The sequence below is a fragment of the Sphingomonas hengshuiensis genome (assembly GCF_000935025.1).
Classification (GTDB): Bacteria; Pseudomonadota; Alphaproteobacteria; order Sphingomonadales; family Sphingomonadaceae; genus Sphingomonas; species Sphingomonas hengshuiensis.
Genome location: NZ_CP010836.1, coordinates 392,204 through 418,088, shown reverse-complemented (window position 1 = coordinate 418,088; position 25,885 = coordinate 392,204). Strand labels below are relative to the sequence as shown.

The following is a 25,885-nucleotide window of genomic DNA, read 5'->3' as shown; positions in this document are numbered from 1 at the left end:
CCGGCGTTTTTGTGTTGCCGTCCGGACGGGGACGCCGAAGCGCCCCCGCGGCGGATCAGAAGGCGTAGGTCAGATAGCCGAGGACGGTGGTGTCCGCGCCCTTGGTATTGCTGAACTTGTCGCCGCCGATACGCGTGCTGGTGATGTCGGTGTCGACATAGGACACGCCGAGCGTAAAGCCCTGGAACGAGGTTTCCGCGCCCAGCGACCAGTCGAGATAATTCTCGTCGCCGGCGTCGAGGTTGAACTTGCCGAGATAGCCGTCCGAGCGACCGACATGGCCGAGCAGCTTGAGCGGGATCGGCGTGTTCGGCACGGTGACCGCGACGTTGCTGTACAGGTACAGGCTGTCCTGGTCGGCGGTGCCGCTCTGCTTCCAGGCATAGTTGCCGCCGACCTTCACATTGGCCGGGCCGAAGGTGTAGTTGACCGAGGCATAGGGCTCGAAAAAGTCGGTGTTGTTGAGCTTCGGCGCGCCCGCATAGAAATAGTAGAGCAAACCGACGTCATATCCGAGGCCGTTGCTCAGCGTCTTGGTATAGCCGCCGTACAGATCCACTTCGACGTCGCCATAGCCGGGCAGCGAATAGGTGTCGTCGATCGTCGACGCCCAGGTGCCGACATAGGCGCCCGATTCGTGGTTGACGTTGATCGTGCCCTGACCGGCAACATGTTCGTGCGATTGGCTGAGACCGCGGAAGCGATAGTCGGTCGTCGCGCCGAAATTACCGGTGATGGTGACCGCCGGGGTCGGCTCGGCTGCTTCGCTGGCTTCCTGCGCCATCGCCGGCGCGGCAGAGGCGAGCAAGAGCGCGCCGAGGCTGATCATCGAAGTGCGCATGGAAATCCCTTTCAAATCTGGCTTCAGGGTCCCCACCTGCTGCGCTTCGTCGCGGCGTCTGTTCGGCAATTTGCCTGCGCTGCTTTCCGAATTGCGACATAACATTGCCGGAACCAATTGCGCCGCACAACAAAATTGGCGAACTCGGCGCCGGTTCGCAGATTTGTGTTGCTGCTTCGCAACATTATGTTGCTGGTTTCCTCTACGCGCACGACTGCTACCGCCGCGAACGACGGCGTTTTTTTTTGACGCGGTAACGGAAATCAGGCGGCGCGGATCGCCACGACGGCGTCGACTTCAACGACCGCGCCCAGCGGCAGCGCAGGAACGCCCACTGCGCTGCGGGCATGGCGCCCGGCCTCGCCGAACAGCGCCTGCATCAGTTCCGAGGCGCCATTGGCGACCTTGGGCTGGTCGCTGAACCCCGCCGCGGAATTGACGAACACGCCCAGCTTCACGATCCGCTCGACGCGGCCCAGGTCGCCGCCCAGCGCCTTGGCGATCTGCGCGACCAGCATCAGCCCGCAACGCTGCGCCGCTTCCTGCCCGAACGCCAGGTCGCGATCCTCGCCCAGCCGCCCGGTCATCAGCGCGCCGTCCTTGAACGGGAGCTGCCCCGAGACATGGAGCAACCCGCCCGCCTCTACCGCAGGCACATAGGCCGCGACGGGCGCCGCGGCTTCGGGGAGGGAAAGGCCGAGCTCGGCCAGCTTCGCATCGATCTGAGCAGTCATGGCCGCGGATCAACCACCCGCGGCGACGGGGGTCAAGCCCCCGCCCCGGCCCCCGTGGCGAAGCGCTGCGCGATCCAGTCCTGTGCCTCGCGCCAATCGTCGATCCGGGCGTGCGCATGGGGCGCCGCGGGCACCTTCGCCGCCAGCGCGGGCTCGGCGATCATGTGCAGCCGGTGGACCGCGGGCGCATGCGCGGCGACCGATTCGTGATGCACCGCGAGATCGTCGACGAACACTGCGACGGGCGACCCCATCGATTCGACCAGCCGCGCAACCGGCGGCCCCTTTGGCCCCTGGTTGCATTCGACGCGGTGCGCGATGCCGTGCGTGGCGAGTTGCGCGACGCGGTGCTCGCGGCAATGGTCACCCAGATTGGTGAGGACGACGATGTCCGCGACCTCGGCCAGCGCCGCCAGCGCCTCACGCGCGTGCGGCACCAGCGTCTGGCGCGCCATTTCGGCGGGGAAGAAACCGTCGAGCAGCGCCCACATCGCCTTGCCCTCGACCATGCTGCTGTCGGCGCGGCGGCGCATCGAGTTGGCGAAGTCGCTGCCGTCGAGCGCGAAATCGATGTCGTGCGCCTCGTCGAGCCACGACCCGAAATGGCGGACCATATGAAGCAGGACTTCGTCGCAATCGGTGATCAACAGGGGCTTCATCATCTCTCCAGCGCCGCGCGTGCGGCGACGAGTCGGGCGGGGGTCGTGCCGATCGCGTCGGCACAGGCGATCAGGTCAGGCTCGTAATTCTCGAGGAACGCCAAGGTTGCGGCGAGCAGCGCGGGATCGCCCGCCCCCGCGCGCAGCCCGGCGGGATCGAGCCCGGTCACGTCGAGCAGCCGCGCCGCGCGCGAGGGCTCGCCCAGCGTCCACACCAGCGCCTGCAGCGCGAGCGCCTCGGCATCGGCCGATCCATTTGTTTCGCGCGCCGCCATCGCCTAGGGAGTCCCCATTCTGATCAGGAAGCCAGCGCGTGACAAAAAGGGTGCTCGTTGTCGAGGACAACGAACTCAATCTCAAACTCTTCTGCGATCTGCTGCGCGCGCATGATTTCGCCGCCGAGCCCGTGCGCGACGGACGCGAGGCGGTGGCGAAGGCGCGCGACTTCGCGCCCGACCTGGTCGTGATGGACATCCAGATGCCGCATGTCAGCGGGCTGGACCTGATTCGCGAGATGAAGGGCGATTCGCGGCTGCGCGCGATCCCGATCATGGCGGTGACGGCCTATTCGGGCCGCGACGACGAGGAACGCATCCGCGCGGCAGGCGCGAATGCCTATGTCTCCAAGCCGATCTCGCTGGCGCGCTTCATGGACGAAGTCCGAGCGCTGGTGCCAGACAGCGCGCCAGCCCCCCAGGGCTGAGCGCTGCGGCACATCGCATCCCGCCGGGGCGGGAGGCGTGCTTACTTGATCTTCGCTTCCTTGAACTCGACATGCTTGCGCACGACGGGATCATATTTGCGGAACGAGAACTTCTCGGTCTGGGTGCGCGGATTCTTCTTCGTGACGTAGAAGAAACCCGTGTCCGCCGTGCTGACGAGCTTGATCTTGACAGTGGTCGGCTTGGCCATGACCCGAAACCCTTGAATCTTGAAAAGAAAGAGCGGCACGCGAAAGCGCACCGCTGACAGACGAGGGCCGATGGGCCAGTCCGCCGGAAAAGTCAAGGCGAAGACGCCCCGATCGAGGCGGTTCACGCGGCTTTAACGGCGATCCGCCACGATACTGCCAGCGGAGGAAGCCAGATGGAAGCGATCGTACCGGCCTTTCTCCTCGCGCTGCTGACGCAGATCGGCGATCGGCCCGCGCTGCTGACGGCGATTCTCGCCGATCGCTACGCCGCGCCGATTCGCGTCGCGATCGTGGCGGGGCTGGTGCATGCCGCGATTGCGCTGCTGGCCGCGCTGGGCGGCGCGGCGATCGGGCCGGGGCTCTCCCCGCACGCGGCAAGGCTGTTGCTCGGAGTTGCGCTGGTCATGGCCGGGATCGGCGGACTGTGGCCGAGCAAACCGCCGGCGGGGCTCGAAGCCTGGCGGAACGGCGCGGTGGTCGCGCCGCTGCTGGGGGCGTTGGTATCCGCGCTGGGCGACCGTGGGCCGTTCGTGACGCTGGCGCTGGCGGCCGGCGGGCTGCCCTGGTTCGCCGCCGCGGGGGCAACGCTGGGGGCATTTGCGGTGGCGCTGGTCGCGGCGGTGCTGGGCGAGCGGTGCTGGCAGGCACTGCCGCTGCGCCGGACGCGCGGAGTATTGGGCGTCGCGCTGCTCGGCACCGGCTTGTACCTTATGCTGGGCGCGCTTGGGCTCGCCTGACCGCGACCGAATGGCTGGGCCGATCATACTGATGGATAATTACGCATGGCGGGGGACGGACCCGAAACTATATCGGTACGTTGAGTGCTCGAACCGAAAACTGGAGGAACCCCCATGGCAGACACCAAGGCCGCACTTGCGACCCCCACCGACCTGAACCGCAACGACGTGAAAAGCGTCGCCGACGCCCTGAACAGCGCGCTGGCCGATTGCTTCACGCTGTACCTCAAGACCAAGAATTTCCACTGGCACGTGTCGGGGCCGCATTTCCGCGATTATCACCTGATGCTCGACGACCAGGCGACGCAGATCCTGGGCGTGACCGACGCGATCGCCGAGCGCGTGCGCAAGACCGGCAACACCACGCTGCGCTCGATCGGCGACATCGCGCGCCGCCAGACGATCAGCGACAATGATGCCGAATTCGTCTCGCCCGAGGCGATGCTCGCCGAACTGCGCGACGACAATCTCAAGCTCGTCGAGAGCTTCCGCACGGTCAAGGAAGCCTCCGAAGCGGCGGGCGACAACGCGACCAGCGGCATCGTCGACGAATGGACCGACCAGGCCGAAGAGCGCGCCTGGTTCCTGTTCGAAGCCAGCCGCAAGGGCTGACAGGCAAAACGGGCCGGCACCCGTGGGTGCCGGCCCGTCTGTCGTGGATTACTTGATCGCGGCGAGGTCCGCTTCGACCTTCTTAAGCATCTCGTCGGTGATCGCGCCTTCCGAATAGGGCTGTACCGCGCGCAGGCTCATCGCCTTGAACATGTCATAGGCCGGATGCGTCGACGTGCCCGGCAGGTCGGCGTCGAGCACGGCCTTTGCCTTCGGATCGGCGACCAGTTGCTCGATCGGCGTGTCGAGGTTGAACTTGGCGACAGCGGCGGCCGGAGTCGCGGGTGCGGCAGCGGCGGCAGGCGCGGTCTGGGCAGAGGCAGCGACCGGGGCGACACACACCAGCATAGCTGCGGTCAGGAATGCGAATTTCATGCGAGAGCGTCCTCTTCCGAACGCGGTGCGCATCCCGCACACCGCTATAGCGTAGTCTAGCGCCAACACGCTCCCAGCGCGAGAGGCTAACGCTTCGGCCCGAGCGTGAGCAGCCAGAGATCGGGCGGCGCGCCGAGCCGGAACGGCACCCCGCTGGTCCCCAGCCCGCCGGTGACGACGACGGTGCGTGCGGGCTCGGCGCGGATGCCGCAGCGATAGCGCGCGCCATAGCGCGAAACCTCGCTGATCGGGCCCCAGAAGGGCAGCACCCCCTGGCCGCAATGCGTGTGCCCGGCGAGGAGCAGCGCCGCATCGGCGGGCAGATCGGGGGCGATGTCGGGCGAATGGGTGAACAGCACCCGCGCGCCGCGCAGGCGGCGGACCGCGCGCATCGTCGCGGCGATATCGGCATGGCCGGTGAAATCGTCCCCCACGCCGCCCAGCGCGAGCGGCCCGCGGACGAGCGCACCGTTTTCCACCACTGCGATTCGCGCGCGGGCCAGTTCCGCCCGCACCGCCGCCGCGCCGGTCCAGTGATCATGGTTGCCGAGCACCGCAACCACCCCGAGAGGTGCGCGCAGCCCCGCGAGCGGCGCGACCATCGGCGCGCCGATCCGGGCTGCGCTGTCGGGCACATGGCCGGAGACGAAGTCGCCGGCGATGACGACGAGATCGGGGCGCAGTGCATTCACCTGCGCGACGATCCGCGCCAGCCGCGCGGGCCCCATCGCGGCGGTGCCGATATGGATGTCGCTGAGCAGCACGACGCGCACCGGCGCCGCGCCCGCGGGCCAGCGATCGAGCCCGATTTCGGCGACGCGCACCACGGGATCGCGCCGCGCCTCGGCGAAAGCATAGGCGGCCAGCGCGACGCCGGCGAGCAGGAGGGCGAGCAGGGCAAGCACGGCTTTGCGCATCGCCCGTGCGTAGCGCACCGTACGGGCTGGCGGAACCAGCGGGGTGCGCCCATCTTTAGACACGCGATGCGCGGCTTTTCCGATCTCCTCGACGCCCTGGTCTATATGCGCTCGCGCAACGCCAAGCTGCGGCTGATCGGCGACTATCTGGCCGCCACGCCCGATCCCGATCGCGGATGGGCGATGGCGGCGCTGACCGGCGGGCTCGACTTGCCCGCGATCAAGCCCGCGATGCTCCGCGCGCTGGTCGAGGCGCGAGTCGATCCGGTGCTTTATGGCCTCAGCCGCGACTTCGTCGGCGATTCGGCGGAGACGATCGCGCTGCTCTGGCCCGCGCCCGCGACACCCCCGGCGGAGGCCGCGCCGCTGACGCTGTCGGATGTCGTCGCCACGCTGGGCGCGCTGTCGCGCTCCGATGCGCCCGCGGTGCTGGCGGCGATGCTCGACCGGCTCGATGCCGACGAACGCTATGCGCTGCTCAAGCTGGCGACCGGCGCGCTGCGGATCGGCGTGTCGGCGCGGCTGGCCAAGACCGCGCTGGCGCAGGCGTTCGGGCTCGACGTCGATGCGGTGGAGGAAGTGTGGCACGGGCTCGCCCCGCCCTATGCGCCGCTATTCGACTGGGCCGAGGGGCGCGGGACCCAGCCGACCGCGGCCAACGTGCCGGTCTTCCGCCCGTTCATGCTCGCGCACCCGCTCGAGGTCGATTCGGTCAGCCTCGACGATTATGCCGCCGAGTGGAAATGGGACGGCATCCGCGTCCAGATCGTCCATGTCGCGGGCGAGACTCGGCTCTACAGCCGCGCGGGCGACGACATCACCCCCAGCTTCCCCGAAGTCGCGGCGGCGTTTCGCACGCCCGGCGTGCTCGACGGCGAACTGCTGGTGAAGGGGACAGCCCAGGGCGGCGAAGGCGGCGCGGCGAGCTTCAATGCGCTGCAACAGCGGCTGGGGCGCAAGATCGTGTCGACCAAGACGCGCGCGGAATTTCCGGCATTCGTACGGCTCTACGACATCTTGTTCGAGGGCGCCGAGGACCTGCGCGCTTTGCCCTGGCACGCGCGGCGGGCGCGGCTGGAGGGGTTTGCGGGCGGGCTCGACTCGGAGCGATTCGACGTGTCGGCAGTGATCGACGCGCCCGATTTCGCGGCGCTGGAGGAAATCCGCGCGGGTGCGCGCGACGCCGCGATCGAGGGGGTGATGCTCAAGCGCCGCGATTCGCCCTATGTCGCGGGGCGCCGCGTCGGGCTGTGGTACAAATGGAAGCGCGATCCGCTCAACGCCGATTGCGTGCTGATGTACGCCCAGCGGGGGAGCGGCAAGCGCAGCAGCTTCTATTCGGACTTCACCTTCGGCGCCTGGACCCCCGAGGGCGAGTTGCTGCCAGTGGGCAAGGCCTATTTCGGGTTCACCGACGAGGAGCTGAAAGGGCTCGACCGATTCGTCCGCACGCATACGATGGCGCGATTCGGGCCGGTGCGCGAAGTCGAGAAGACGCTGGTGCTCGAAGTGGCGTTCGATTCGATCCACGAATCGAAGCGGCACAAATCGGGGCTGGCGATGCGCTTTCCCCGGATCAGCCGGATTCGCACCGACAAGCCGGCGGAAGAGGCGGATACGGTCGCGGGGCTGCGGCGGCTGGTGACGTGAGGGGGGCGCGGCGTTAGGGAACCGCGATGGTACAGCCCTGGGTCCCCGCCGCAATGATGATCGCGTCCGGGTCGATCCACGCGGTGGTCAACGCCATCCTCAAAGGCGGCAAGGACAAGATGGCGGGCCGCGCGACGATCGACGGGTCGAGCGCGATCCTGCTGCTGCCCGCGACGCTGCTGGTCCCGCTGCCCGAAGGCGCCTGGGGCTGGCTGGCGGGGTCCGCCGTCCTGCATTGCGTCTATCTCTACGCGATGGTGCGGGCGTTCGAGCATGGCGACTTTTCGGCAGCCTATCCGATCCTGCGCGGCACCGCGCCGGTCGTCACGGCGGCGCTGGCGATCGGGCTGTTCGGCGAGAGCGCGAGTGTCCGCACGCTCGCCGGAATCGGGCTGATCGGGGCTGCGATCTTCGCGATGGCGATGGGGCAGCATATCGGCCGCGCGGGGCTCCGCTGGGCGTTGCTGACCGGAGTGACGATCGCCTGTTACACGCTGATCGATGCCCAGGGGGTGCGCGCGGCGCCGACACCGGCGAGCTTTATCGTGTGGATGTTCGTGCTGATGGGCATGTTGACGGTGGCGATGTTCGGAGTCGTGTCGCGCGGCACGATCTTTGTCTCCGCACGGCGGCAATGGCGATTCGGAGTGGTCGCGGGCGCGTTGTCGATCGTCACCTATGGGCTGGCGCTGAGCGCGTTCGCAATGGGGCCGACCGCGCCGCTGGCGGCTTTGCGCGAGACGGGCATGGTCACGGCGCTGGCGATCGCGACGCTGTTCCTGGGCGAGCGGGTTACGGCGACGCGGCTGATCGGCGTGACCGGGATACTGGCCGGCGCGGTCGTGATCCTGACGCGGTAGGCGGCTTCGGCGGTAGCGCTCGCTCCCGGCGCGATGCAGGGGAACCGCATAGGATAGAACCCATTGTCATCCTGACGAAAGTCAGGATCCATTCGTGGCTCGGTCTGCGTTTTTCTTCCAGCGAAGTGGCTGAATGGATCCCAGCCTGCGCTGGGATGACGAAATCCATGTATGGCGTCGCCGCCCCCCAACCGCCCAAAGCAAAGGGGCCAGGCGTTGCCGCCCGGCCCCCTTTATTCGGTTCGCTGACAGCGAAGCTCAGCTCATCGGCGTGAGGTTCACCGCTGCGTATTTGCCGCGACGATCGACTTCGAGTTCGAACTCGAGGCGGTCGCCTTCGTTGAGGGTCGGCATCCCGGCGCGTTCGACGGCCGAGATGTGGACGAAGGCATCGGGCTGTCCGTCGTCGCGCTGGATGAAGCCGAAGCCCTTCATCGCGTTGAAGAACTTGACCGTGCCGGTCGCCTTCTCACCCGTCAGCTGACGCTGCGGGCCACCGGCGCCACCGCCGGCGGCGCCACGGGGCGCACCCGGAGCGGCGTCGCGATCGCGCGGCGGACCACGGTCTTCGACCGGAAGCGGCTCGCCGTCGATCTTCAGCTCGGTCGCCGAGATGCGACCGCCGCGATCGACGAGCGTGAAGCCCATCGGCTGGCCTTCGGCCAGGCCTGTCAGGCCCGCCTGCTCGACTGCGGAAATGTGCACGAACACATCCTCGCCGCCGTCATCGCGAACGACGAAGCCGAAGCCCTTTTGCGCGTTGAAGAATTTTACGACACCCGTCGCTTCGCCGACCACCTGCGGGGGCATGCCGCGGCCACCGCCGCCGCCGCCGCCACCGAAGCCGCCACCACCGCCGCCGCCGAAGCCGCCGCCACCGCCGCTGCGGAAACCACCGCCGCCGCCGCCATAGCCGCCGCCACCACCGCCGCCACCGAAGCGATCACCGCCGCCGAAGCCGCCGCGATCACCAAAGCCGCCACCGCCGCCATAGCTGCTGTCGTCGCCACCAAAACCATCGCGCTTGTCTCTGCCGCGCCCGCCGCGATCACCACGGCGCCCTCGATCAAAACTCATGCCCTGTTCGTCTTCCGTTCGCCCCTTGACCTCAACCAAAACCCAAGCGTCGGACGAAAAACGCAGGTGTTCGGGCACTAAAAAAAGTGCCACGGGAATCAGCCATAGCCCAAAACCGGACAGGGCGCGAACGAAATTCGTCTTGATTGCGGCAATTGCAGCCGAAAAGCGTCGCTTGCGTCCAAAACGCCACACGGGCAGAGAAGCAGGCCATGGACGCTATCCTCGCACTCATCGCCAGCCCCGCCGCCTGGGCCGCGCTCGTCACTCTGATCGTGATGGAGGTGGTGCTCGGAATCGACAATCTGATCTTTATTTCAATCCTGTCGAACAAGCTCCCCCCCGAACAACGCGTGAAGGCGCGGCGAATCGGCATTGGCCTGGCACTGATCATGCGCCTTGCGCTGCTGACGATGATCGCCTGGATCGTCGGGCTGGTGCATCCGGTATTCGACCTGGGGATCGTCGGGCCGGTGGGATCGCATGGCGAGCCCTCGTTCGAGACGGCCTTTTCGTGGCGCGACCTGATCCTGATCGGCGGCGGGCTGTTCCTGGTGTGGAAGGCGACCAAGGAAATCCATCACTCGGTCGACGTGCACGACAGCGATTCGCTGCTCGACAAAAAGCATGTCGCGTCGATCACCTTCACGGCAGCGATCGTCCAGATCCTGATGCTCGACATCGTCTTCTCGATCGATTCGATCCTGACCGCGGTCGGCATGACCGAGCATGTCGAGATCATGTACGTCGCGGTCATCGTCGCAGTCGGCGTGATGCTGCTGGCGGCGACGCCGCTCGCCAATTTCATCAACGGCAACCCGACGGTGGTGATGCTCGCGCTCGGCTTCCTGCTGATGATCGGGATGGTGCTGATCGCCGAGGGCTTTGGCGCGCATGTCCCCAAGGGGTATATCTACACCGCGATGGCGTTTTCGGGCGCAGTCGAGGCACTCAACATCTGGTCGCGGCGATCGCGCGAGCGCAAGGCGGCGGCCAGCCCCAACCCGCCTGCTCCCCCCACGCCGACGACGCACTGACCCGATTGCCGCCACCCGCGACCCATTGAGATAGCGGGCGAAGGCGTCTAGGCGGAAGCGATGACCGTGTACTTCCATGAAGAGGACCTGCCCGAGGGCGTATTCGCCCCCGGCGCATCGATCGCCGTCGATACCGAGACGATGGGGCTCATCACCCCGCGCGACCGGCTGTGCGTCGTCCAGCTTTCCGATGGCTCGGGGGACGAGCATCTGGTCCGCTTCGGATCGCATTCCGCCTATGACGCGCCGAATCTCCGCGCGGTGCTGAGCGATCCCGAGCGGCTCAAACTCTATCATTTCGCGCGATTCGATCTTGCCGCGATCCGCTTCTACCTCGGCGTGATCGCGGCGCCGGTCTATTGCACCAAGATCGCGTCGCGGCTGGTGCGCACCTATACCGATCGCCACGGGTTGAAGGACCTGGCGCGCGAGCTGGTCGGTGCCGAGATCTCGAAGCAGCAGCAATCCTCGGACTGGGGCGGCCCCGATCTTTCGGACGCGCAAAAGGATTATGCCGCGTCGGACGTCCGCTATCTTCATGCGATGAAAGTGGAACTCGACAAGCGTCTCGAGCGTGAAGGGCGCATGCCGCTCGCCGAAGCCTGTTTCGATTTCCTGCCCTGGCGCGCCGAGCTCGATCTGGCCGGCTGGCCGGACACGGACATTTTTGCGCATATCTGACGCGATGCGCAGCGCCCCCCGCCTCGAACGCCGCGAAGGGGCGCTCCATGTCTGAAGTCGCAGCCCGGCTCCGGTCGCAGAAGCGCGGATGGGCGCATCCCGGCAGCAGCCACGATCGGCTGGTGCGGCTGGCGCTGATCGCGCTGCCGCTCGGCATCGGCGTCCTCGCAGCGTTCCTGGTGATCGCCCCGCTGATGATGGGCGGCGATGTCAGCTTCGTGCTCGACAAGAACAAGGTCGAGATCGCCAAGGAGCGGCTGCGGCTCGAGACCGCCGAATATCGCGGCACCGATGCCAAGGGCCAGCAGTTCAACCTCCATGCCGGTTCGGCCGTGCAGCGCAGCTCAGCCGAGCCGATCGTCCAGCTCAACGAACTGACCGCCGAAATCCGCCTGCCCGAGGGGCCCGCCTCGCTGACCGCCGATCGCGGCCATTACGACCTGAACAGCGAGCAGGTGTCGGTCGACGGCCCACTCCGTTTCAAGACGGCGGATGGCTATACACTCAACACCAACGACGCGACGGTCGACCTCAAGACGCGAAAGCTCGCCAGCGGGGGCGCAGTGACGGGCGATACCCCGACAGGCGTGTTCAGCGCGGACAAGCTGACTGCCGACCTGGAAGCGCGGACCATCTCACTAGATGGTAATGCGCGCTTGCGGATAATCCCCAAGCGCGCAAATAGGCGCTGATGACTCGCGGCCTCGCCCCCCTCGCCCTTGCGCTCCCGCTGACGCTCGCTGCGTCGGTGCCGGCATTCGCGCAGACTCGCCACGATTCGTCGGCGCCGATCGACTTCGCGTCGGACCATATCGAGCTTCAGGATCGCAACAATCGCGTGCTGCTGACCGGCAATGTGCGAATCACCCAGGCCGAGATGATCCTGACCGCGGCGCGGATGACGGTGAGCTATACCGGCCAGGTGACCGAGGGTTCGCCCCAGGTCTCGCGGCTCGACGCCGCCGGGGGGGTCACGGTGTCGCGCCCGGACCAGACCGCCAGTTCGCAATATGCCGTCTATGACCTAAACCGCCGCGTGATCACGATGGTCGGCGGCGTCACGCTGCGCCAGCCCTCGGGCAATGTCTCGGGCGGGCGGCTGTCGATCGACCTCGATTCGGGGCGCGCGACGATCGACGGATCGGGAACCGGCGGCGGCGCACCGGGCACGCAGAGCCAGGGCGGGCGCGTCACCGGGCGATTCTCGGTGCCCAAGCGCCAGGGGCAGTAATCGGTCGCAAGCAACCGCATGCCGCACAACGCTTCCCTGGGCGGTAGACTTACTGCGAAATCTAATTCATGCAGGAATCCTGCCAAACCCGGTATCCGTAAGGGCGCGGTACCAGTCGCCAGTCCATCAGGGGCGCTGAAATGAACGACGTCGCCACGCTCGAAACCCCGATAGCCGATCCGGCCCCCTTGCCCGACAAGGGGCTGGCGGTCGTTTCGATCGCCAAATCCTATGACAAGCGCGTGGTGCTCACCGATGTGTCGGTGTCGGTCGGTCGCGGCGAAGTGATCGGGCTGCTCGGCCCCAACGGCGCGGGCAAGACGACGTGCTTCTATTCGGTGATGGGCCTCGTAAAGCCCGATTCGGGCCGGATCATGCTGGACGGCGAGGATATCACCAAGCTGCCCATGTACCGCCGCGCGATCCTGGGGCTGGGCTATCTGCCGCAGGAAACCTCGATCTTTCGCGGGCTGAGCGTCGAGAAGAATATCCTCGCGGTGCTGGAACTCAGCGAGCCCGACAAGGATGCGCGCCAGCACCGACTCGACAAGCTGCTCGACGAATTCGGGCTGACCCGGCTGCGCGCGGCCCCGGCCATGGCGCTGTCGGGCGGCGAGCGCCGCCGCGCGGAGATTGCGCGCGCGCTGGCCGCGGACCCGACGATCATGCTGCTCGACGAGCCGTTCGCGGGGATCGACCCGATCTCAATCGCCGACATTCGCGACCTGATCGGCGAGTTGAAGAATCGCGGAATCGGCGTGCTGATCACCGACCATAATGTCCGCGAGACGCTCGACATCGTGAACCGCGGCTACATCATCTATGACGGGCGCGTGCTGTTCGCCGGCTCGCCCGACGACCTCGTCCGCGACGAGAATGTCCGCCGGCTGTATCTGGGCGAGAGCTTCGCGCTGTGAGGATAGTTTCCGGTTTCGGCGCCGGCCCGCTCCCCCGCCCGGCCACCCAACGGCAGTATCTTGCGGGTGGCCGGGCGGGGGAGCGGGCCGGCGCCGCCACAGAATAATATGAGCCTCGCGCCTCGCCTCGACCTGCGGCAGTCGCAATCGCTGGTCATGACGCCGCAGCTCCAGCAGGCGATCAAGCTGCTGGCGCTCTCCAATCTCGAGATCGAGACCTTCATCGCGGAGGAGATCGAGAAGAACCCGCTGCTCGACGCGCAGAGCGGCACCGCCGAGGATGCGCCCGAGCCGCCGAGTGAGCCCGCCGAGCCCGACTTTGCCGCCCCGCGCGACGGGCCCGCCGATGCCGGAGAATTGATCGCGGGCGGTGCCGAGGCATCGGGCGAGGCGTCGCTCGACGTCGATTTCGCCGCCGAGAGCTTCCACCACGACAGCGCATCGGACAGCATCGGCGGGCTCGACGGCAGCCTGGGGCTGAGCGGGACGGGCAGCGGCGGATCAGAGGACGGGCCCGACTTCGACAATTTCGGCAGCGCCGCGCTGAGCCTCGCCGACCATCTGCTCGCGCAGGCGGGGGCGAGCGTCGCAGGCCCCGACCTGTTCATCGCCGCGCACCTGATCGACCAGATCGACGAGTGCGGCTATCTCACCGCGCCGCTGCTCGATATCGCCAACCGGCTGGGCGTGCCGCTGGCGCGAGTGGAGGCGGTGCTAGGGGTGGTCCAGACCTTCGACCCCACCGGCGTCGGCGCGCGCAGCCTGTCCGAATGCCTCGCGCTCCAGGCGAAGGAAGCCGATCGCTACGATCCGTGCATGGCGCGGCTGCTCGACAATCTCGATCTGGTCGCGCGCGGCGACATGGCGCGGCTGAAGCGGCTGTGCGACGTCGATGACGAGGACCTGGCGGACATGATCCGCGAGCTGCGCAATTATGACCCGAAACCCGGATGCCGCTATGGCGGCGAGCCGACGATGACGGTGGTGCCCGACATCTTCGTCGCGCGGCGCGGCAATGGCTGGGCCGTCGAAATCAACGCCGCCACCCTGCCCCGGCTGCTCGTCAACCGGGCCTATTATGCCGAAGTCTCGTCGGGGCCGCAGGACAAGACCAGCAAGGCATGGCTGTCCGACATGCTCGCCAGCGCGAACTGGCTGGTCAAGGCACTCGACCAGCGCCAGCGCACGATCATCAAGGTCGCGAGCGAGATCGTGAAGCAGCAGGAAGCGTTCTTCCTGAAGGGGGTCGCGCATCTGAAGCCGATGACGCTGCGCCAGATCGCCGACGCGATCGAGATGCACGAATCGACCGTGAGCCGCGTGACGAGCAACAAATATCTGAGCTGCGCGCGCGGGCTGTATGAGCTCAAATATTTCTTCACGAGCGCGATCCAGTCGTCGGACGGCGGCGACGCGGTGTCGGCGGAGGCGGTGAAGAGCGCGATCCGCGCGCTGATCGCCGCCGAGGACCCGAAGAAGATCCTGTCCGACGACACTTTGGTCGAACTGCTCAACGCCAAGGGCTTTGACATCGCGCGGCGGACGGTGGCGAAATATCGCGAGGCGCTGGGGATCGGCAGCTCGGTCCAGCGGCGGCGGCAAAAGGCGCTGGAGGGGACGGGCTGAGGCGGCGGGCGTTCGCGCGCCTTATACTTCCGTCACCCTGAACTTGTTTCAGGGTCCAACCCTCCACGGGCAATGCGGTAGCCTGTTGCACAATGGATGCTGAAACAAGTTCAGCATGACGGTATAGAAAAGCGCGACCGATTTTCATCCGATTTTCTGCCCGAGCGCATCTAACAACTACCTTGACTCTATTCCTATTTTTTAGGCCAACGCCATTCCTAGGGCGCGAGCATCTATTCCCTCAATCATCCTCGTCCTCGAACCCCGACAGCTCCAGCGCGCGTGCCTTGATCTGGTGGAGGCCGCACCAATGGACCAGCGCGTCCTCGCGGCCATGCGTCACCCATACTTCCTTCGGCGCGATTTCGCGGATCGTGGACGTCAGTTCGTCCCAATCGGCGTGGTCGGACAGGATCAGCGGCAGTTCGACATTGCGCTGCCGGGCGCGCTGGCGGACGCGCATCCAGCCGCTGGCCATTGCGGTCACCGGATCGGGCAGCCGCCGCGACCAGCGATCGTTGAGCGCGCCCGGCGGGCACAGGATCACCCGCCCCTGCAGCTCGGCCTTCGCCGCGCCCGCAACAGGGCGCAGCTCGCCCAAATCAACGCCATGCTCGACATAGAGGTCGCACAGCCGCTGGAGCGCGCCGTGGAGATAGATCGGATCGTCGAACCCCATCACGCGCAATTCGCGGATCACGCGCTGCGCCTTGCCCAGCGCATAGGCGCCGACGAGCACGCACCGCGTCGGATCGGCGCGAAGCCGGACCAGCAGCTTGTCGAGTTCGTCCTGCGTCTCGGGATGGCGGAACACGGGGAGCCCGAACGTCGCCTCGGTGACGAACACGTCGCACGGCACCGGCTGAAACCGCGCACAGGTCGGGTCCTCGCGGCGCTTGTAATCACCCGACACCACGATCCGCTCGCCGCGATGGTCGAGCACGATCTGCGCCGAGCCCAGCACATGGCCGGCGGGGACGAAGCCGATATCCACCTCGCCCATCCGCAGCGTCTCGCCATAGGCGACCGCATGCCCGGCCTGCGCGCCATAGCGGCACTCCATGATCGCCAGCGTCTCGGGCGTTGCCCAGACTTCGCCATGCCCGCCGCGCGCGTGATCGGCATGGCCATGCGTGACGAGCGCCCGCGCCACCGGTGCGCTGGGATCGACCCATGCATCCGCCGACGGGATGTAAATGCCCGTGGGGCGCGGCTCGATCCAGTCTCCCAATCGCATCGCCGCAATATGGGTGGCGCGGGCACATGGTTCCACTGGGGATCGAAAACCGTTCCGGCTTCGTTGGTTACGCGATACGAACAGCGAAGAGGTGGACCATGGATCTTTCAAGCATGCAGGGACTGATCGTGGTGGTCGGGCCGATCCTGCTGGCGATCGCGATTGCCTGGGCGATGCTGCACAACCGCGGATCGAAGCGCGACATTGCGCGGACCGAGGCGGCGACGCGCGAGCGATACGACCAGCAGGAGCGCGACGACAAGGGCAACGAGAACGGCCGGCCCTCGTAACCACGGCGGAGGTCGCTAGATAGGGGCGTGACGTCCGCGACTCTTCCCTTACCCTTGACCGACTGGTTCGCCACGCGCGGATGGGCGCCGCGGCGGCACCAGCTGGAGATGCTTGCCGCCGCGCGCGCAGGGCGCCATGCGCTGCTGGTCGCCCCCACCGGCGCGGGCAAGACGCTGGCCGGCTTCCTGCCGACGCTGACCGAACTGGTCGAGGCGCCTGCCGAGGGGCTCCACACGCTATATATCTCGCCGCTCAAGGCGCTGGCGGTCGATGTGCAGCGCAACCTGCTCGCCCCGATCGATGAAATGGGGCTCGACATCCGCGTCGAGACGCGCACCGGCGACACCCCGCACGAGCGCAAGGTCCGCCAGCGGGCGCGCCCGCCGCAGATCCTGCTCACCACCCCCGAATCGCTCAGCCTGTTGCTGTCCTATCCCGACAGCCTGACGATGCTCGCCGGGCTGAAGACCGTGGTAATCGACGAAGTCCATGCCTTCGCCACCGGCAAGCGCGGCGACCTGCTCGCGCTCGCGCTCGCCCGGCTCCAGCGCCTGTCGCCCGGGCTGCGCCGCGTCGCGCTGTCGGCGACGGTCGCGGACCCCGATGGCTATCGTGCCTGGCTCGCGCCCTATGGCGATATCGATCAGGTGACGCTGGTGCAGGGCGAGCCCGGCGCGAAGCCCGACATTGCGATCCTGCTGCCCGAGGGGCGCGTCCCCTGGGCCGGGCATTCGGGCACCTATGCGATCCCGCAGGTGATGGCGGAGATCGAGACGCACAAGACGACGATCATTTTCTGCAACACGCGGGGGCTGGCCGAGCTGATCTTCCAGCAATTGTGGAAGGTCAACGAGTTGAAGCTGCCGATCGGCGTGCATCACGGCAGCCTGAGCCTCGAGGCGCGGCAGCGCGCCGAGCAGGCGATGGCCGACGGCAGGCTGCGCGCACTGGTCGCCACCGCCAGCCTCGACCTGGGGGTCGATTGGGGCGATGTCGATTGCGTGATCCAGATGGGGGCGCCCAAGGGGTCGTCGCGACTGCTCCAGCGGATCGGGCGCGCCAATCATCGGCTGGACGAGTCGAGCGAGGCGGTGCTCGTCCCCGGCAACCGTTTCGAATATCTGGAGGCGCGCGCCGCGCTCGACGCGGTCGAGGCCGGCGAGCTCGACCCCGACGTCTTTCGCCCCGGCACGCTCGACGTGCTGGCGCAGCATCTGATGGCCTGCGCCTGCGCGGAGCCGTTCGACGGCGGCGATATGCTGCACGAAATCCGTGCAGCATTGCCCTATTCGGCGCTGCCCGCCGAGACCTTCGAAAGCGTGCTCCAGTTCATCCAGGACGGCGGCTACGCGCTTCGCGCCTATGACAAGTTCAAGCGGCTGACGCGCGGCGGTGACGGGCTGTGGCGCGTGACATTGCCCGCCTTCGTCGCGCAGCATCGGCTCAACGCAGGGATCATCGTCGAGGCGCCGATGCTCGAGGTGCGCTTTCGCAACGGGCGACGGCTGGGCAAGATCGAGGAAGGTTTCGGCAATTCGTTGTCGCCGGGCGACACTTTTTTCTTCGCGGGGCTGGCGCTCGAGGTCGAGCGCGTCGAGCAGACCGACCTGATCGTCCGCGCGACCGCCAAACAGGCACGGTTCGTGTCCTATATGGGCGCGCGGCTGGCGATCACCGCGACGCTGGCACAGCGCGTCCGTACCTTCCTCCACGACCGCAGCCAGTGGCGGCGCTTCCCCGACGATGTCCGCGAATGGCTGGAGGTGCAGGAAGCACGCTCGGCGCTCCCCGCGCCGGGGCAGTTGCTGGTCGAGACCTTCCCGCATGAGGGGCGGCACCATATGGTCGCGTACAGCTTCGAGGGGTGGAACGCGCACCAGTCGCTGGGCATGCTGATCACCCGCCGGATGGAGGCACTGGGGCTCAAGCCGCTGGGCTTCGTCGCCAACGACTATGCGCTCGCAGTCTATGGCCTTGAGAAGATCGAGGACCCTGCCGCGCTCTTCTCCCCCGATATCCTCGAACATGAGTTCGTCGACTGGGTGCAGGGATCGGCGCTGCTCAAGCGCGCGTTTCGCGAAGTGGCGATCATCGGCGGGCTCGTCGAGCGCCAGCACCCCGGCAAGAAGAAGAGCGGACGCCAGGTCACTTTCTCGACCGACCTCATCTATGACGTGCTGCGCAAATATGAGCCCGACCATCTGTTGATGCGCGCGGCGTGGCAGGATGCGCGCGCGCGGATGACCGATGTCGGGCGGCTCGCGCATCTGCTCGACACCGCCGCCGAGACGATGCTGCATGTCGACTTGCAGCGGGTAAGTCCGCTGGCAGTACCCGTGCTGATCATGATCGGTCGCGAAACGGTTGCGCAAAGCAGCGCCGAAGACGCGTTGCTGATGGAGGCCGAGACGATTGCCGCAGAGGCGATGCGCGTCGACTGAACCTAGGTATTTTTGCACGATTGCTGCGCAATAAGTGCGGGTATAGACTTGCGGCTATGCTTGGAGTCTTTCGCCCGCTGATGCTGCTGCTCGCGTCGCTCGGCGCGAACGGCGATGTGCAGGGGCCGCAGGGTCCCGACCCGATTGTCGCCGATCCGCCGGTCGATGCGACGCTGCTGACGCTCGGCGCAATCGATACACGGCTGACCGTGCCTGTCGCGGTGGGGCTGCGCGGCCCCTATCCCTTCATCATCGATACCGGCGCCGAACGCACCGTGGTCTCGCGCCAGCTCGCCAGCGTGCTGGGGCTGGCGCCGGGGGGATCGGTGTCGCTGACCTCGATGACCGGCACGTCGCGCGTCGACACGGTGATCGTCCCCGATCTTTCGATCCAGTCGATCGGACAGCTCCACACGGTGATCGCACCGTCGCTCGACGCGCGCAATCTCGGCGCGGCCGGGCTGCTCGGGATCGACACGCTGCGCAACCACCAGGTCAGCATCGATTTCGAACATGGCACGATGGCGGTGCGCCCCAGCCAGCGGCGCGTCCGCGCAACGCACCGCGACCGCGACGAAATCGTCGTGACCGCGAAGAGCGTGTTCGGCCAGTTGATCGTCACCGACGCCTATTACGGCCAGACGCGGGTCCAGGTCGTGCTCGACACCGGATCGCAGGTGACGATGGGCAATGCGATGCTGCGCAAGCGGATCGGGCGGGCCGCCGGGGCGGGCGTGCCGATCCAGTTGACCAGCGTCACGGGCGAGACCGCGGTCGCCGATTATGTCCAGGTTCCCGCCATCCGGATCGGCGGGGTGGTGTTCGATTCGCTGCCGGTCGCCTTTGCCGAAGTGCGCCCCTTCGAGCGCTTCGGGCTCACCCGGCGCCCCGCGCTGCTGCTCGGCATGGACGCGCTGCGCAGCTTCCGGCGCGTCGATATCGATTTCCCCAATCGCGAGGTCCGCTTCCTGTTGCCGCGCGACACCCCCGTCGCGTCGAAGGATTTTTCGTCGCCACTGATTTCCAGCGGACCGGCCCGCGCAACCCGCTGAGCCCGCAATCCTTCGCCCGCAATCCTTCGGTTGACTTGGCCGCCGAGCATTGCTTGAGCCGCTGTATGACAAGTCTCTCGCGCGACACGCTCTCCGCCCTGCCCGCAACGATCGTCCGCCCCGGCCACGATCCGGCGGCGATCCGGACCGGCGTGGTGCATTTCGGGCCCGGCGCCTTCCACCGCGCGCATCAGGCGGCGGTGTTCGACCGCGTGCTCGATCAGGATCCGCGCTGGGGAATCGCCGCGGTCTCGCTGCGCAGTGGCACGACCACCGACGCGCTCAAGCGGCAGGACGGGCTCTACACGCTCGCGGTGATCGATCGCGAGCCGTCGATGCGGATCATCGCGGCGCATTCGGACACGGTCGGCCCAGGCGAAGGCGCGCGGCTGCGGGCGCTGCTCGCGGACCCTGCGGTGCGGATCGCGACCAGCACGGTCACCGAAAAGGGCTATTGCCTGCGTAGCGACGGCAGCCTCGATTTCGATCACAAGGACATCGCGCACGACCTGGCCCGCCCCGCCGAGCCGGCCAGCGTCATCGGCTGGATCGTCACCGGGCTCGCCGCGCGCCACGCCGCGGGCGCCGCGCCCTTCGCGATGCTGTGCTGCGACAACATGACCGGCAATGGCGGCAAGCTCCGCGCCGCCTGCGCAGCCTTTGCGCGCGAACTCGATCCGGCGCTGGCGGGGTGGATCGAGGCCGAAGTCGCCTTCCCCGATTCGATGGTCGATTCGATCACCCCGGCAAGCGATGCGGCGTTCCTCGCCAAGGTCCGCCACGAACTGGGCGTGAGCGACGAGGCCGCGGTCCAGCGCGAATCCTTCACCCAATGGGTGCTCCAGCGGTTCGACATGGCGGATGGCCCCGATCTCGCGGCTGCGGGCGTGACGCTGACCGACGATGTCCGCGGCTATGAACAGGCCAAGCTGCGCATCCTCAACGGCGCGCATTCGTCGCTCGCCTATATCGGGCTCGCGCGCGGGCTGGAGACGGTGTTCGAGGCGATGTCCGATCCCGCGCTCGAACATTTCGTGTCGCGGCTGATGCATTACGATATCGCCGCCTCGCTCAAGCCGGTCGAGGGGCTCGACGTGGCCGGCTATGCCGATGCGGTGCTCGACCGTTTCCGCAACCCGGAGATCCGCCACCTGCTGAGCCAGATCGCGTGGGACGGGTCGCAGAAGCTGCCCTATCGCCTGCTCGACACGGTGCAGGACGCGCTCGACGCCGGGCGCAGCGTCGAGCGGCTGGCGGTGCCGGTCGCGGCGTGGATGGCGTTCGTGCGGCGCAAGGCGCAGGCGGGCGAGACGATCACCGATCCACTGGCCGACACGCTGGCACAGGCGGCAACGGGTAGCGACGTCGCGACCGCGATGCTGGCGCTGCGCCAGGTCTTCCCCGAACGCCTCGCCACCGATCCCCGCTTCCGCCACGCAGTGGTCGAGGCGCTGGTCGCGTTCCTCGACGGCGATATCGAGCCGTTGCTCGCGCGGTAAGGCTGCGACTGCTTCGCAATGGCAGCCGCTAACGATTGGCAATAGCGGACCGTGGGCCGCGCCTCAGAGCGCGGTCGGCACGCCCTCGCGCAGCACATGGCTGCACAATTGCGCCTGCGGGGTGTCGTCGCCCTCCAGCGCCGCGACCGTGACCCAGCCCTGTGCGCGCAGCGCCGCGCCGGTCTCCGCGGGCGTGCCGAACGGCAGGAACAGCCGCGTGCGCTCGGTCGCGCCGAGCCCGGCGTCGAGGATCGGATCGGCGAACAGCGAGAAGCCGACGGCGCGCTCCTCCTGCCCCGCTTCGTGGAGCACGGCATAGGTGCCGCCGCGCCCGATCTCGCTGCGCACGCCCTGCGCGAAGATCGAGAAGCCGAGCCAGCTTTGATATTCGAAGCCGTGCCGCTCGGTCGGGTCGAGCGTCAGCGCCGCCTGGCCATCGATGCTGGCGGCGATCTCCGCGAGCCCGTCGAGCCGACTCGCCAGTGCCTTGCCCGCGTCGAACGCGCGCAGCCGCGCCATCGCGGCATCGAACGGTCCCGCCGCCTCGATCAGCGGTAGATAATGCGAATCGATAGCGGCCACACCGCCGGCGTCCTTGGCGTCCAGCCGATCGCGCAGCGCCGCCAGCGTGTCGGGGGCAAGGCTGTCCCCCGCGAGCGTCTCGACCAGGTCGGGCAACGTGAAGTCGATCGACAGGCCGGTCACGCCCGCCGCCTGCAACGCCTCGATCGCGACGCGCACGATCTCGGTCGCCGCCGCGACGGTATCGAGCCCGATCAGCTCGCACCCGATCTGGCGCATCGATCGCTCGGGATGGAGCGCCGATCCGGTGAGCTTGAGCACCTGCCCCGCATAGGACAGCCGCACCGGGCGCGGATGGTGGCCCATGCGCGTGGCGGCGATCCGCCCGATCTGCGCGGTAAGGTCGGGCCGGATCGCGAGCGTACGCTGCGACACCGGGTCGATAAACCGCACCGCATCGTGCATCCGCCCCGCCTTGAGCCGCGAGCCCAAGGCATCGGCAAATTCGGCGAGCGGCGGATCGACCTGTTCATAGCCAAAGAGCCGCGCCACGCCCAGCGCGCGCGTCTCGAGTCGTGCCGCGGAATCGGCGGCGGGGGGCAGGCGATCGTGAAAGCCTTCGGGGAGGAGTCCGGTCATCCTAAAGCCCTCTCCCCTCTGGGGAGAGGGTTGGGAGAGGGGCAGTCCGCAAGGGCCGCAAGAATCGCAAGCGCGACGCCCTCCAGATTACTTCCCACCTCGTAGTTCGTGAAACGTATCACCCGATACCCCTGCCGTTCCAAACATGCCGTGCGCCGCGCGTCGCGGTCCTCGCGCAATGCATGTGTATCTCCGTCAACCTCGACGATCAGCTTGTGCGACCGCGCTACGAAGTCGGCGATATAGGGTGCGATCACCACTTGGCGAGCGAATTTGACCGTGTCGAAACGCTTGGCTCGGAGCATCGACCACATCGCGATCTCCGTAGGCGTCGGATTGTTGCGCATTTGTTTTGCGCGCGCAAGTAACACCTCATCGACCCTTGGCATCGGCGCCTGCCCCTCTCCCAACCCTCTCCCCAATGGGGAGAGGGCTTTAAGGTAACAGCTCAGAACGCCAACGCCATGGCGGTCTTCACGCCGGGCAGTGCGCGGACGGTGGCGATCAGTTCGGCGGTCACCACGTCGTCGACCGACAGCAGCAGCACCGCCTCGCCACCCGCCGAGCGGCGACCAAGGTGGAAGGTGCCGATGTTGACGCCCGCCTCACCCAGCGTCGTGCCGAGGCGGCCGATGAAGCCCGGTGCGTCTTCGTTGACGATGTAGAGCATGTTGCCGGCCAGATCGGCTTCGACCTTGATCCCGAACAGCTCGACCAGGCGCGGCGCCTGGTTGCCGAACAGCGTGCCCGCGACCGAGCGATCGCCCGCGTCGGTGCCCACCGTTACGCGGACGAGCGTGTGGTAGTCGCCTTCGCGATCATGACGAACTTCGCGCACATCGAGCCCGCGCTCGCGTGCCAGGAAGGGCGCGTTGACCATGTTCACCGTGTCCGAATGGACGCGCATCAGCCCCGCGAGCACCGCGCCGGTGATCGGCTTCTGGTTCAGCTCGGCCGCTGCACCCTCGACTTCGATCGAGATCGAAGTCAGCGCGCCATGCGCAAGCTGGCCGATCAGGCTGCCCAGGCGTTCGGCGAGCGCCATATAGGGCTTGAGCCGCGGCGCTTCCTCGGCGGAGAGCGACGGCATGTTGAGCGCGTTGGTGACGCCCCCCGACACGAGGAAATCGGCCATCTGCTCGGCGACCTGGATCGCCACATTGACCTGCGCCTCGTTGGTCGAGGCGCCGAGATGCGGCGTCGAGATGAAGTTGGGCGTCCCGAACAGCGGCGATTCCTTCGCCGGTTCCTGCACGAACACGTCGAGCGCCGCGCCGCCGATATGCCCCGAATCGAGCCCCGCCTTCAGCGCCGCCTCGTCGATCAGCCCGCCGCGCGCGCAATTGATGATGCGCACGCCCTTCTTGGTCTTGGCCAAATTCTCGGCGGAGAGGATGTTGCGGGTCTGGTCGGTCAGCGGGGTGTGCAGCGTGATGAAGTCGGCGCGCAGCAGCAGGTCGTCGAGCGTCATCTTCTCGACACCCATCTCCAGCGCGCGTTCGGGCGTCAGGAAGGGATCATAGGCGATCACCTTCATCTTGAGCCCCAGCGCGCGATCGGCGACGATCGACCCGATATTGCCCGCGCCGATCAGCCCCAGCGTCTTGCCGGTGACTTCGACGCCCATGAAGCGGTTCTTCTCCCACTTGCCCGCCTGAGTCGACTTGTCGGCCTCGGGCAGGTCGCGGGCGAGCGCGAACATCAGCGCGATGGCGTGTTCGGCGGTGGTGATCGAATTGCCGAACGGGGTGTTCATCACCACCACGCCCTTGGCCGATGCGGACGGAATATCGACATTGTCGACGCCGATCCCGGCGCGGCCGACAACCTTGAGGTTGGTCGCGGCCTCCAGGATTTCCTTGGTCACCTTGGTCGAGCTGCGGATCGCGAGACCGTCATACTCGCCGATGATCGCCTTGAGTTCTTCCGGCGTCTTGCCGGTGATTTCGTCCACCTGGACGCCGCGCTCGCGAAAGATCTGCGCGGCCTTGGGGTCCATTTTGTCGCTGATGAGTACCTTGGGCATGACGTTTGCCTTTCTGCAAACGTCATCCTGGCGCAGGCCAGGATCTCGGGCAGCAGGCGCAATGCGCGCGGCACGAGATCCCGGCCTTCGCCGGGATGACGGGTTAATTCGAGTGAAGGGCGGTGGCGTAGGCCCAGTCGAGCCAGGGGCCGAGCGCTTCGATATCGGCGGTTTCCACCGTCGCGCCGCACCAGATGCGCAGCCCCGCCGGCGCGTCGCGATAGCCGGCGACGTCGAACGCGGCGCCTTCCTTTTCGAGCAGCGCGGCGAACTTCTTGATGAACGCCTCGTCGGCGCCCTCCACCGTCAGGCACACGCTGGTCTTCGAGCGCACCGCAGGATCGGCGGCGAGATGGCCGAGCCAGTCGCGATCCGCCACGATCTTGTCGAGCGCCGCCGCGTTGGCGTCCGAACGTGCGATGAGCCCGTCGAGCCCGCCCAGATCGCGTGCCCATTCGAGCGCGAAGATCGCGTCCTCGACCGCCAGCATCGACGGGGTGTTGATCGTCTCGCCCTTGAACACGCCCTCGGCGAGCTTGCCCTTGGCCATCAGGCGGAACACCTTGGGCAGCGGCCAGGCGGGGGTGTATGCCTCCAGCCGCTGCACCGCGCGCGGGCCGAGGATCAGGACGCCGTGACCGCCCTCGCCGCCCAGCACCTTCTGCCACGAGAAGGTGGCGACATCGATCTTGTCCCACGGAATGTCATAGGCGAACACCGCGCTGGTCGCGTCGGCGAAGCTCAGCCCTTCGCGATCGGCGGGAATCCACTCGCCGTCGGGCACGCGCACGCCGCTGGTGGTGCCGTTCCAGGTGAACAGCACGTCGTTGGTCCAGTCGATCTGGGTCAGGTCGGGGATCTGGCCATAGTCGGCGCGGATCACCATGGGATCGAGCTTAAGCTGCTTGACCGCGTCGGTCACCCAGCCTTCGCCGAAGCTCTCCCAGGCCAAAGTCGTCACGCCGCGCGCGCCGAGCATCGTCCACATCGCCATTTCGAAGGCGCCGGTGTCGGAGCCGGGAACGATGCCGATGCGGTGGGTTTCGGGGAGCTGCAACATCTCGCGCATCAGGTCGATGGCATATTGCAGGCGGGTCTTGCCGATCTTCGAGCGATGCGAGCGGCCGAGCGATTCGGTGGCCAGCTTCGACGCATCCCAGCCCGGAGGCTTGGCGCAGGGACCGGAGGAGAAATAGGGGCGTGCCGGCGTGGTGGCGGGCTTCGCAGACGCACGAATGGCGTCGGTAACGGCAATATCAGTCATGTCAGTCTCTCCTTACAGAGAGCACGCGCGGCGTTGGGACCGCGTGG

General features: G+C 67.2%; 28 protein-coding genes. 15 read left to right on the top strand and 13 right to left on the bottom strand.

Going from position 1 to position 25,885, the window contains the following annotated elements:
* Positions 1 to 55: 55 nt before the first annotated feature.
* The 4 genes from TS85_RS01930 to TS85_RS01915 all read right to left on the bottom strand — a co-directional run bounded on the left by TS85_RS01930 (position 56) and on the right by TS85_RS01915 (position 2,509).
* Positions 56 to 841: a TorF family putative porin gene (locus TS85_RS01930; RefSeq protein WP_044330105.1), complete on the bottom strand. Its 786-nt coding sequence runs from the start codon at positions 839 to 841 to the stop codon at positions 56 to 58.
* 263 nt (positions 842 to 1,104) lie between these two features.
* Positions 1,105 to 1,575: a RidA family protein gene (locus TS85_RS01925; RefSeq protein WP_044330104.1), complete on the bottom strand. Its 471-nt coding sequence runs from the start codon at positions 1,573 to 1,575 to the stop codon at positions 1,105 to 1,107.
* 32 nt (positions 1,576 to 1,607) lie between these two features.
* Positions 1,608 to 2,234, bottom strand: a complete 627-nt coding sequence (locus TS85_RS01920; protein ID WP_044330103.1) for a hypothetical protein — start codon at positions 2,232 to 2,234, stop codon at positions 1,608 to 1,610.
* On the bottom strand, positions 2,234 to 2,509 hold the full coding sequence (locus tag TS85_RS01915) for a DUF3572 family protein (protein ID WP_044330102.1): 276 nt from the start codon (positions 2,507 to 2,509) through the stop codon (positions 2,234 to 2,236). The genes TS85_RS01920 and TS85_RS01915 overlap by 1 nt, the downstream gene beginning before the upstream one ends.
* 38 nt (positions 2,510 to 2,547) lie before the next feature.
* Here TS85_RS01915 and TS85_RS01910 point away from each other — a divergent pair, with 38 nt between their 5' ends.
* Entirely contained in the window at positions 2,548 to 2,937 is a 390-nt protein-coding gene (locus TS85_RS01910) for a response regulator (protein ID WP_044330101.1), read from the top strand.
* 41 nt (positions 2,938 to 2,978) lie between these two features.
* Here TS85_RS01910 and rpmG read toward each other — a convergent pair whose 3' ends face one another.
* On the bottom strand, positions 2,979 to 3,146 hold the full coding sequence (gene rpmG / locus TS85_RS01905; protein ID WP_025560997.1) for a 50S ribosomal protein L33: 168 nt from the start codon (positions 3,144 to 3,146) through the stop codon (positions 2,979 to 2,981).
* Positions 3,147 to 3,320: 174 nt separating this feature from the next.
* On the opposite strand from rpmG, the gene TS85_RS01900 reads away from it, so the two are divergent.
* Positions 3,321 to 3,884 (top strand): TMEM165/GDT1 family protein, encoded by a 564-nt coding sequence (locus tag TS85_RS01900; RefSeq protein ID WP_044330100.1) that lies wholly within the window; start codon positions 3,321 to 3,323, stop codon positions 3,882 to 3,884.
* A gap of 114 nt (positions 3,885 to 3,998) precedes the next feature.
* Positions 3,999 to 4,496: a Dps family protein gene (locus TS85_RS01895; RefSeq protein WP_044330098.1), complete on the top strand. Its 498-nt coding sequence runs from the start codon at positions 3,999 to 4,001 to the stop codon at positions 4,494 to 4,496.
* 48 nt (positions 4,497 to 4,544) lie between these two features.
* Here TS85_RS01895 and TS85_RS01890 read toward each other — a convergent pair whose 3' ends face one another.
* Positions 4,545 to 4,871, bottom strand: a complete 327-nt coding sequence (locus TS85_RS01890; RefSeq protein WP_044330097.1) for a hypothetical protein — start codon at positions 4,869 to 4,871, stop codon at positions 4,545 to 4,547.
* 86 nt (positions 4,872 to 4,957) lie between these two features.
* A complete protein-coding gene (locus TS85_RS01885; protein ID WP_044330096.1) occupies positions 4,958 to 5,788 on the bottom strand; it encodes a metallophosphoesterase in 831 nt (276 codons plus the stop codon).
* A gap of 66 nt (positions 5,789 to 5,854) precedes the next feature.
* Between TS85_RS01885 and TS85_RS01880 the strand changes: the two genes are divergently transcribed.
* Both TS85_RS01880 and TS85_RS01875 read left to right on the top strand, forming a co-directional pair.
* Positions 5,855 to 7,438, top strand: a complete 1,584-nt coding sequence (locus TS85_RS01880) for a cisplatin damage response ATP-dependent DNA ligase (protein WP_044330095.1) — start codon at positions 5,855 to 5,857, stop codon at positions 7,436 to 7,438.
* Between the two features lie 26 nt (positions 7,439 to 7,464).
* On the top strand, positions 7,465 to 8,298 hold the full coding sequence (locus TS85_RS01875) for a DMT family transporter (RefSeq protein WP_044330094.1): 834 nt from the start codon (positions 7,465 to 7,467) through the stop codon (positions 8,296 to 8,298).
* A gap of 258 nt (positions 8,299 to 8,556) precedes the next feature.
* Here TS85_RS01875 and TS85_RS26315 read toward each other — a convergent pair whose 3' ends face one another.
* Positions 8,557 to 9,375 carry a cold-shock protein gene (locus tag TS85_RS26315; RefSeq protein WP_044335682.1) on the bottom strand — a complete coding sequence of 273 codons (819 nt, stop codon included), beginning with the start codon at positions 9,373 to 9,375 and terminating at the stop codon, positions 8,557 to 8,559.
* A 212-nt stretch (positions 9,376 to 9,587) separates the two neighbouring features.
* Between TS85_RS26315 and TS85_RS01865 the strand changes: the two genes are divergently transcribed.
* From TS85_RS01865 to rpoN, 6 genes are all read left to right on the top strand, one after another.
* Positions 9,588 to 10,412, top strand: a complete 825-nt coding sequence (locus TS85_RS01865; RefSeq protein WP_044330093.1) for a TerC family protein — start codon at positions 9,588 to 9,590, stop codon at positions 10,410 to 10,412.
* Positions 10,413 to 10,472: 60 nt separating this feature from the next.
* On the top strand, positions 10,473 to 11,093 hold the full coding sequence (locus tag TS85_RS01860; protein ID WP_044330092.1) for a ribonuclease D: 621 nt from the start codon (positions 10,473 to 10,475) through the stop codon (positions 11,091 to 11,093).
* 47 nt (positions 11,094 to 11,140) lie between these two features.
* Positions 11,141 to 11,785 (top strand): LPS export ABC transporter periplasmic protein LptC, encoded by a 645-nt coding sequence (gene lptC / locus TS85_RS01855; RefSeq protein ID WP_044330091.1) that lies wholly within the window; start codon positions 11,141 to 11,143, stop codon positions 11,783 to 11,785.
* Positions 11,785 to 12,324 carry an LptA/OstA family protein gene (locus TS85_RS01850; RefSeq protein WP_044330090.1) on the top strand — a complete coding sequence of 180 codons (540 nt, stop codon included), beginning with the start codon at positions 11,785 to 11,787 and terminating at the stop codon, positions 12,322 to 12,324. Before lptC ends, TS85_RS01850 begins: the two co-directional genes overlap by 1 nt.
* A gap of 140 nt (positions 12,325 to 12,464) precedes the next feature.
* Complete coding sequence (lptB, locus tag TS85_RS01845; protein ID WP_044330089.1) at positions 12,465 to 13,241, top strand: LPS export ABC transporter ATP-binding protein; 777 nt, start codon at positions 12,465 to 12,467, stop codon at positions 13,239 to 13,241.
* A gap of 108 nt (positions 13,242 to 13,349) precedes the next feature.
* Positions 13,350 to 14,867 carry an RNA polymerase factor sigma-54 gene (gene rpoN / locus TS85_RS01840; protein WP_044335680.1) on the top strand — a complete coding sequence of 506 codons (1,518 nt, stop codon included), beginning with the start codon at positions 13,350 to 13,352 and terminating at the stop codon, positions 14,865 to 14,867.
* A gap of 241 nt (positions 14,868 to 15,108) precedes the next feature.
* Here the strand turns inward: rpoN and TS85_RS01835 are convergent, their stop codons facing one another.
* Positions 15,109 to 16,104, bottom strand: a complete 996-nt coding sequence (locus TS85_RS01835; protein ID WP_044330088.1) for a ligase-associated DNA damage response exonuclease — start codon at positions 16,102 to 16,104, stop codon at positions 15,109 to 15,111.
* Positions 16,105 to 16,202: 98 nt separating this feature from the next.
* On the opposite strand from TS85_RS01835, the gene TS85_RS25155 reads away from it, so the two are divergent.
* From TS85_RS25155 to TS85_RS01820, 4 genes are all read left to right on the top strand, one after another.
* Positions 16,203 to 16,394, top strand: a complete 192-nt coding sequence (locus TS85_RS25155; protein ID WP_155006273.1) for a hypothetical protein — start codon at positions 16,203 to 16,205, stop codon at positions 16,392 to 16,394.
* A gap of 54 nt (positions 16,395 to 16,448) precedes the next feature.
* Positions 16,449 to 18,836, top strand: a complete 2,388-nt coding sequence (locus TS85_RS01830) for a ligase-associated DNA damage response DEXH box helicase (RefSeq protein WP_077228402.1) — start codon at positions 16,449 to 16,451, stop codon at positions 18,834 to 18,836.
* 56 nt (positions 18,837 to 18,892) lie between these two features.
* The gene (locus TS85_RS01825; protein WP_044330086.1) at positions 18,893 to 19,888 is read left to right on the top strand and encodes an aspartyl protease family protein; all 996 of its coding nucleotides are present in this window, start codon (positions 18,893 to 18,895) and stop codon (positions 19,886 to 19,888) included.
* 65 nt (positions 19,889 to 19,953) lie between these two features.
* Entirely contained in the window at positions 19,954 to 21,387 is a 1,434-nt protein-coding gene (locus TS85_RS01820; RefSeq protein ID WP_044330084.1) for a mannitol dehydrogenase family protein, read from the top strand.
* Positions 21,388 to 21,450: 63 nt separating this feature from the next.
* Here TS85_RS01820 and TS85_RS01815 read toward each other — a convergent pair whose 3' ends face one another.
* The 4 genes from TS85_RS01815 to TS85_RS01800 form a co-directional block, all read right to left on the bottom strand.
* Positions 21,451 to 22,548 carry an ATP phosphoribosyltransferase regulatory subunit gene (locus tag TS85_RS01815; RefSeq protein WP_044330082.1) on the bottom strand — a complete coding sequence of 366 codons (1,098 nt, stop codon included), beginning with the start codon at positions 22,546 to 22,548 and terminating at the stop codon, positions 21,451 to 21,453.
* Positions 22,545 to 22,937: an endonuclease domain-containing protein gene (locus TS85_RS01810; RefSeq protein ID WP_044330080.1), complete on the bottom strand. Its 393-nt coding sequence runs from the start codon at positions 22,935 to 22,937 to the stop codon at positions 22,545 to 22,547. Before TS85_RS01810 ends, TS85_RS01815 begins: the two co-directional genes overlap by 4 nt.
* Before the next feature lie 59 nt (positions 22,938 to 22,996).
* The gene (gene serA / locus TS85_RS01805) at positions 22,997 to 24,574 is read right to left on the bottom strand and encodes a phosphoglycerate dehydrogenase (RefSeq protein WP_044330079.1); all 1,578 of its coding nucleotides are present in this window, start codon (positions 24,572 to 24,574) and stop codon (positions 22,997 to 22,999) included.
* A gap of 103 nt (positions 24,575 to 24,677) precedes the next feature.
* Positions 24,678 to 25,838, bottom strand: coding sequence for a phosphoserine transaminase (locus TS85_RS01800; protein ID WP_044330078.1), 1,161 nt, complete (start codon positions 25,836 to 25,838; stop codon positions 24,678 to 24,680).
* Positions 25,839 to 25,885 lie beyond the last annotated feature (47 nt).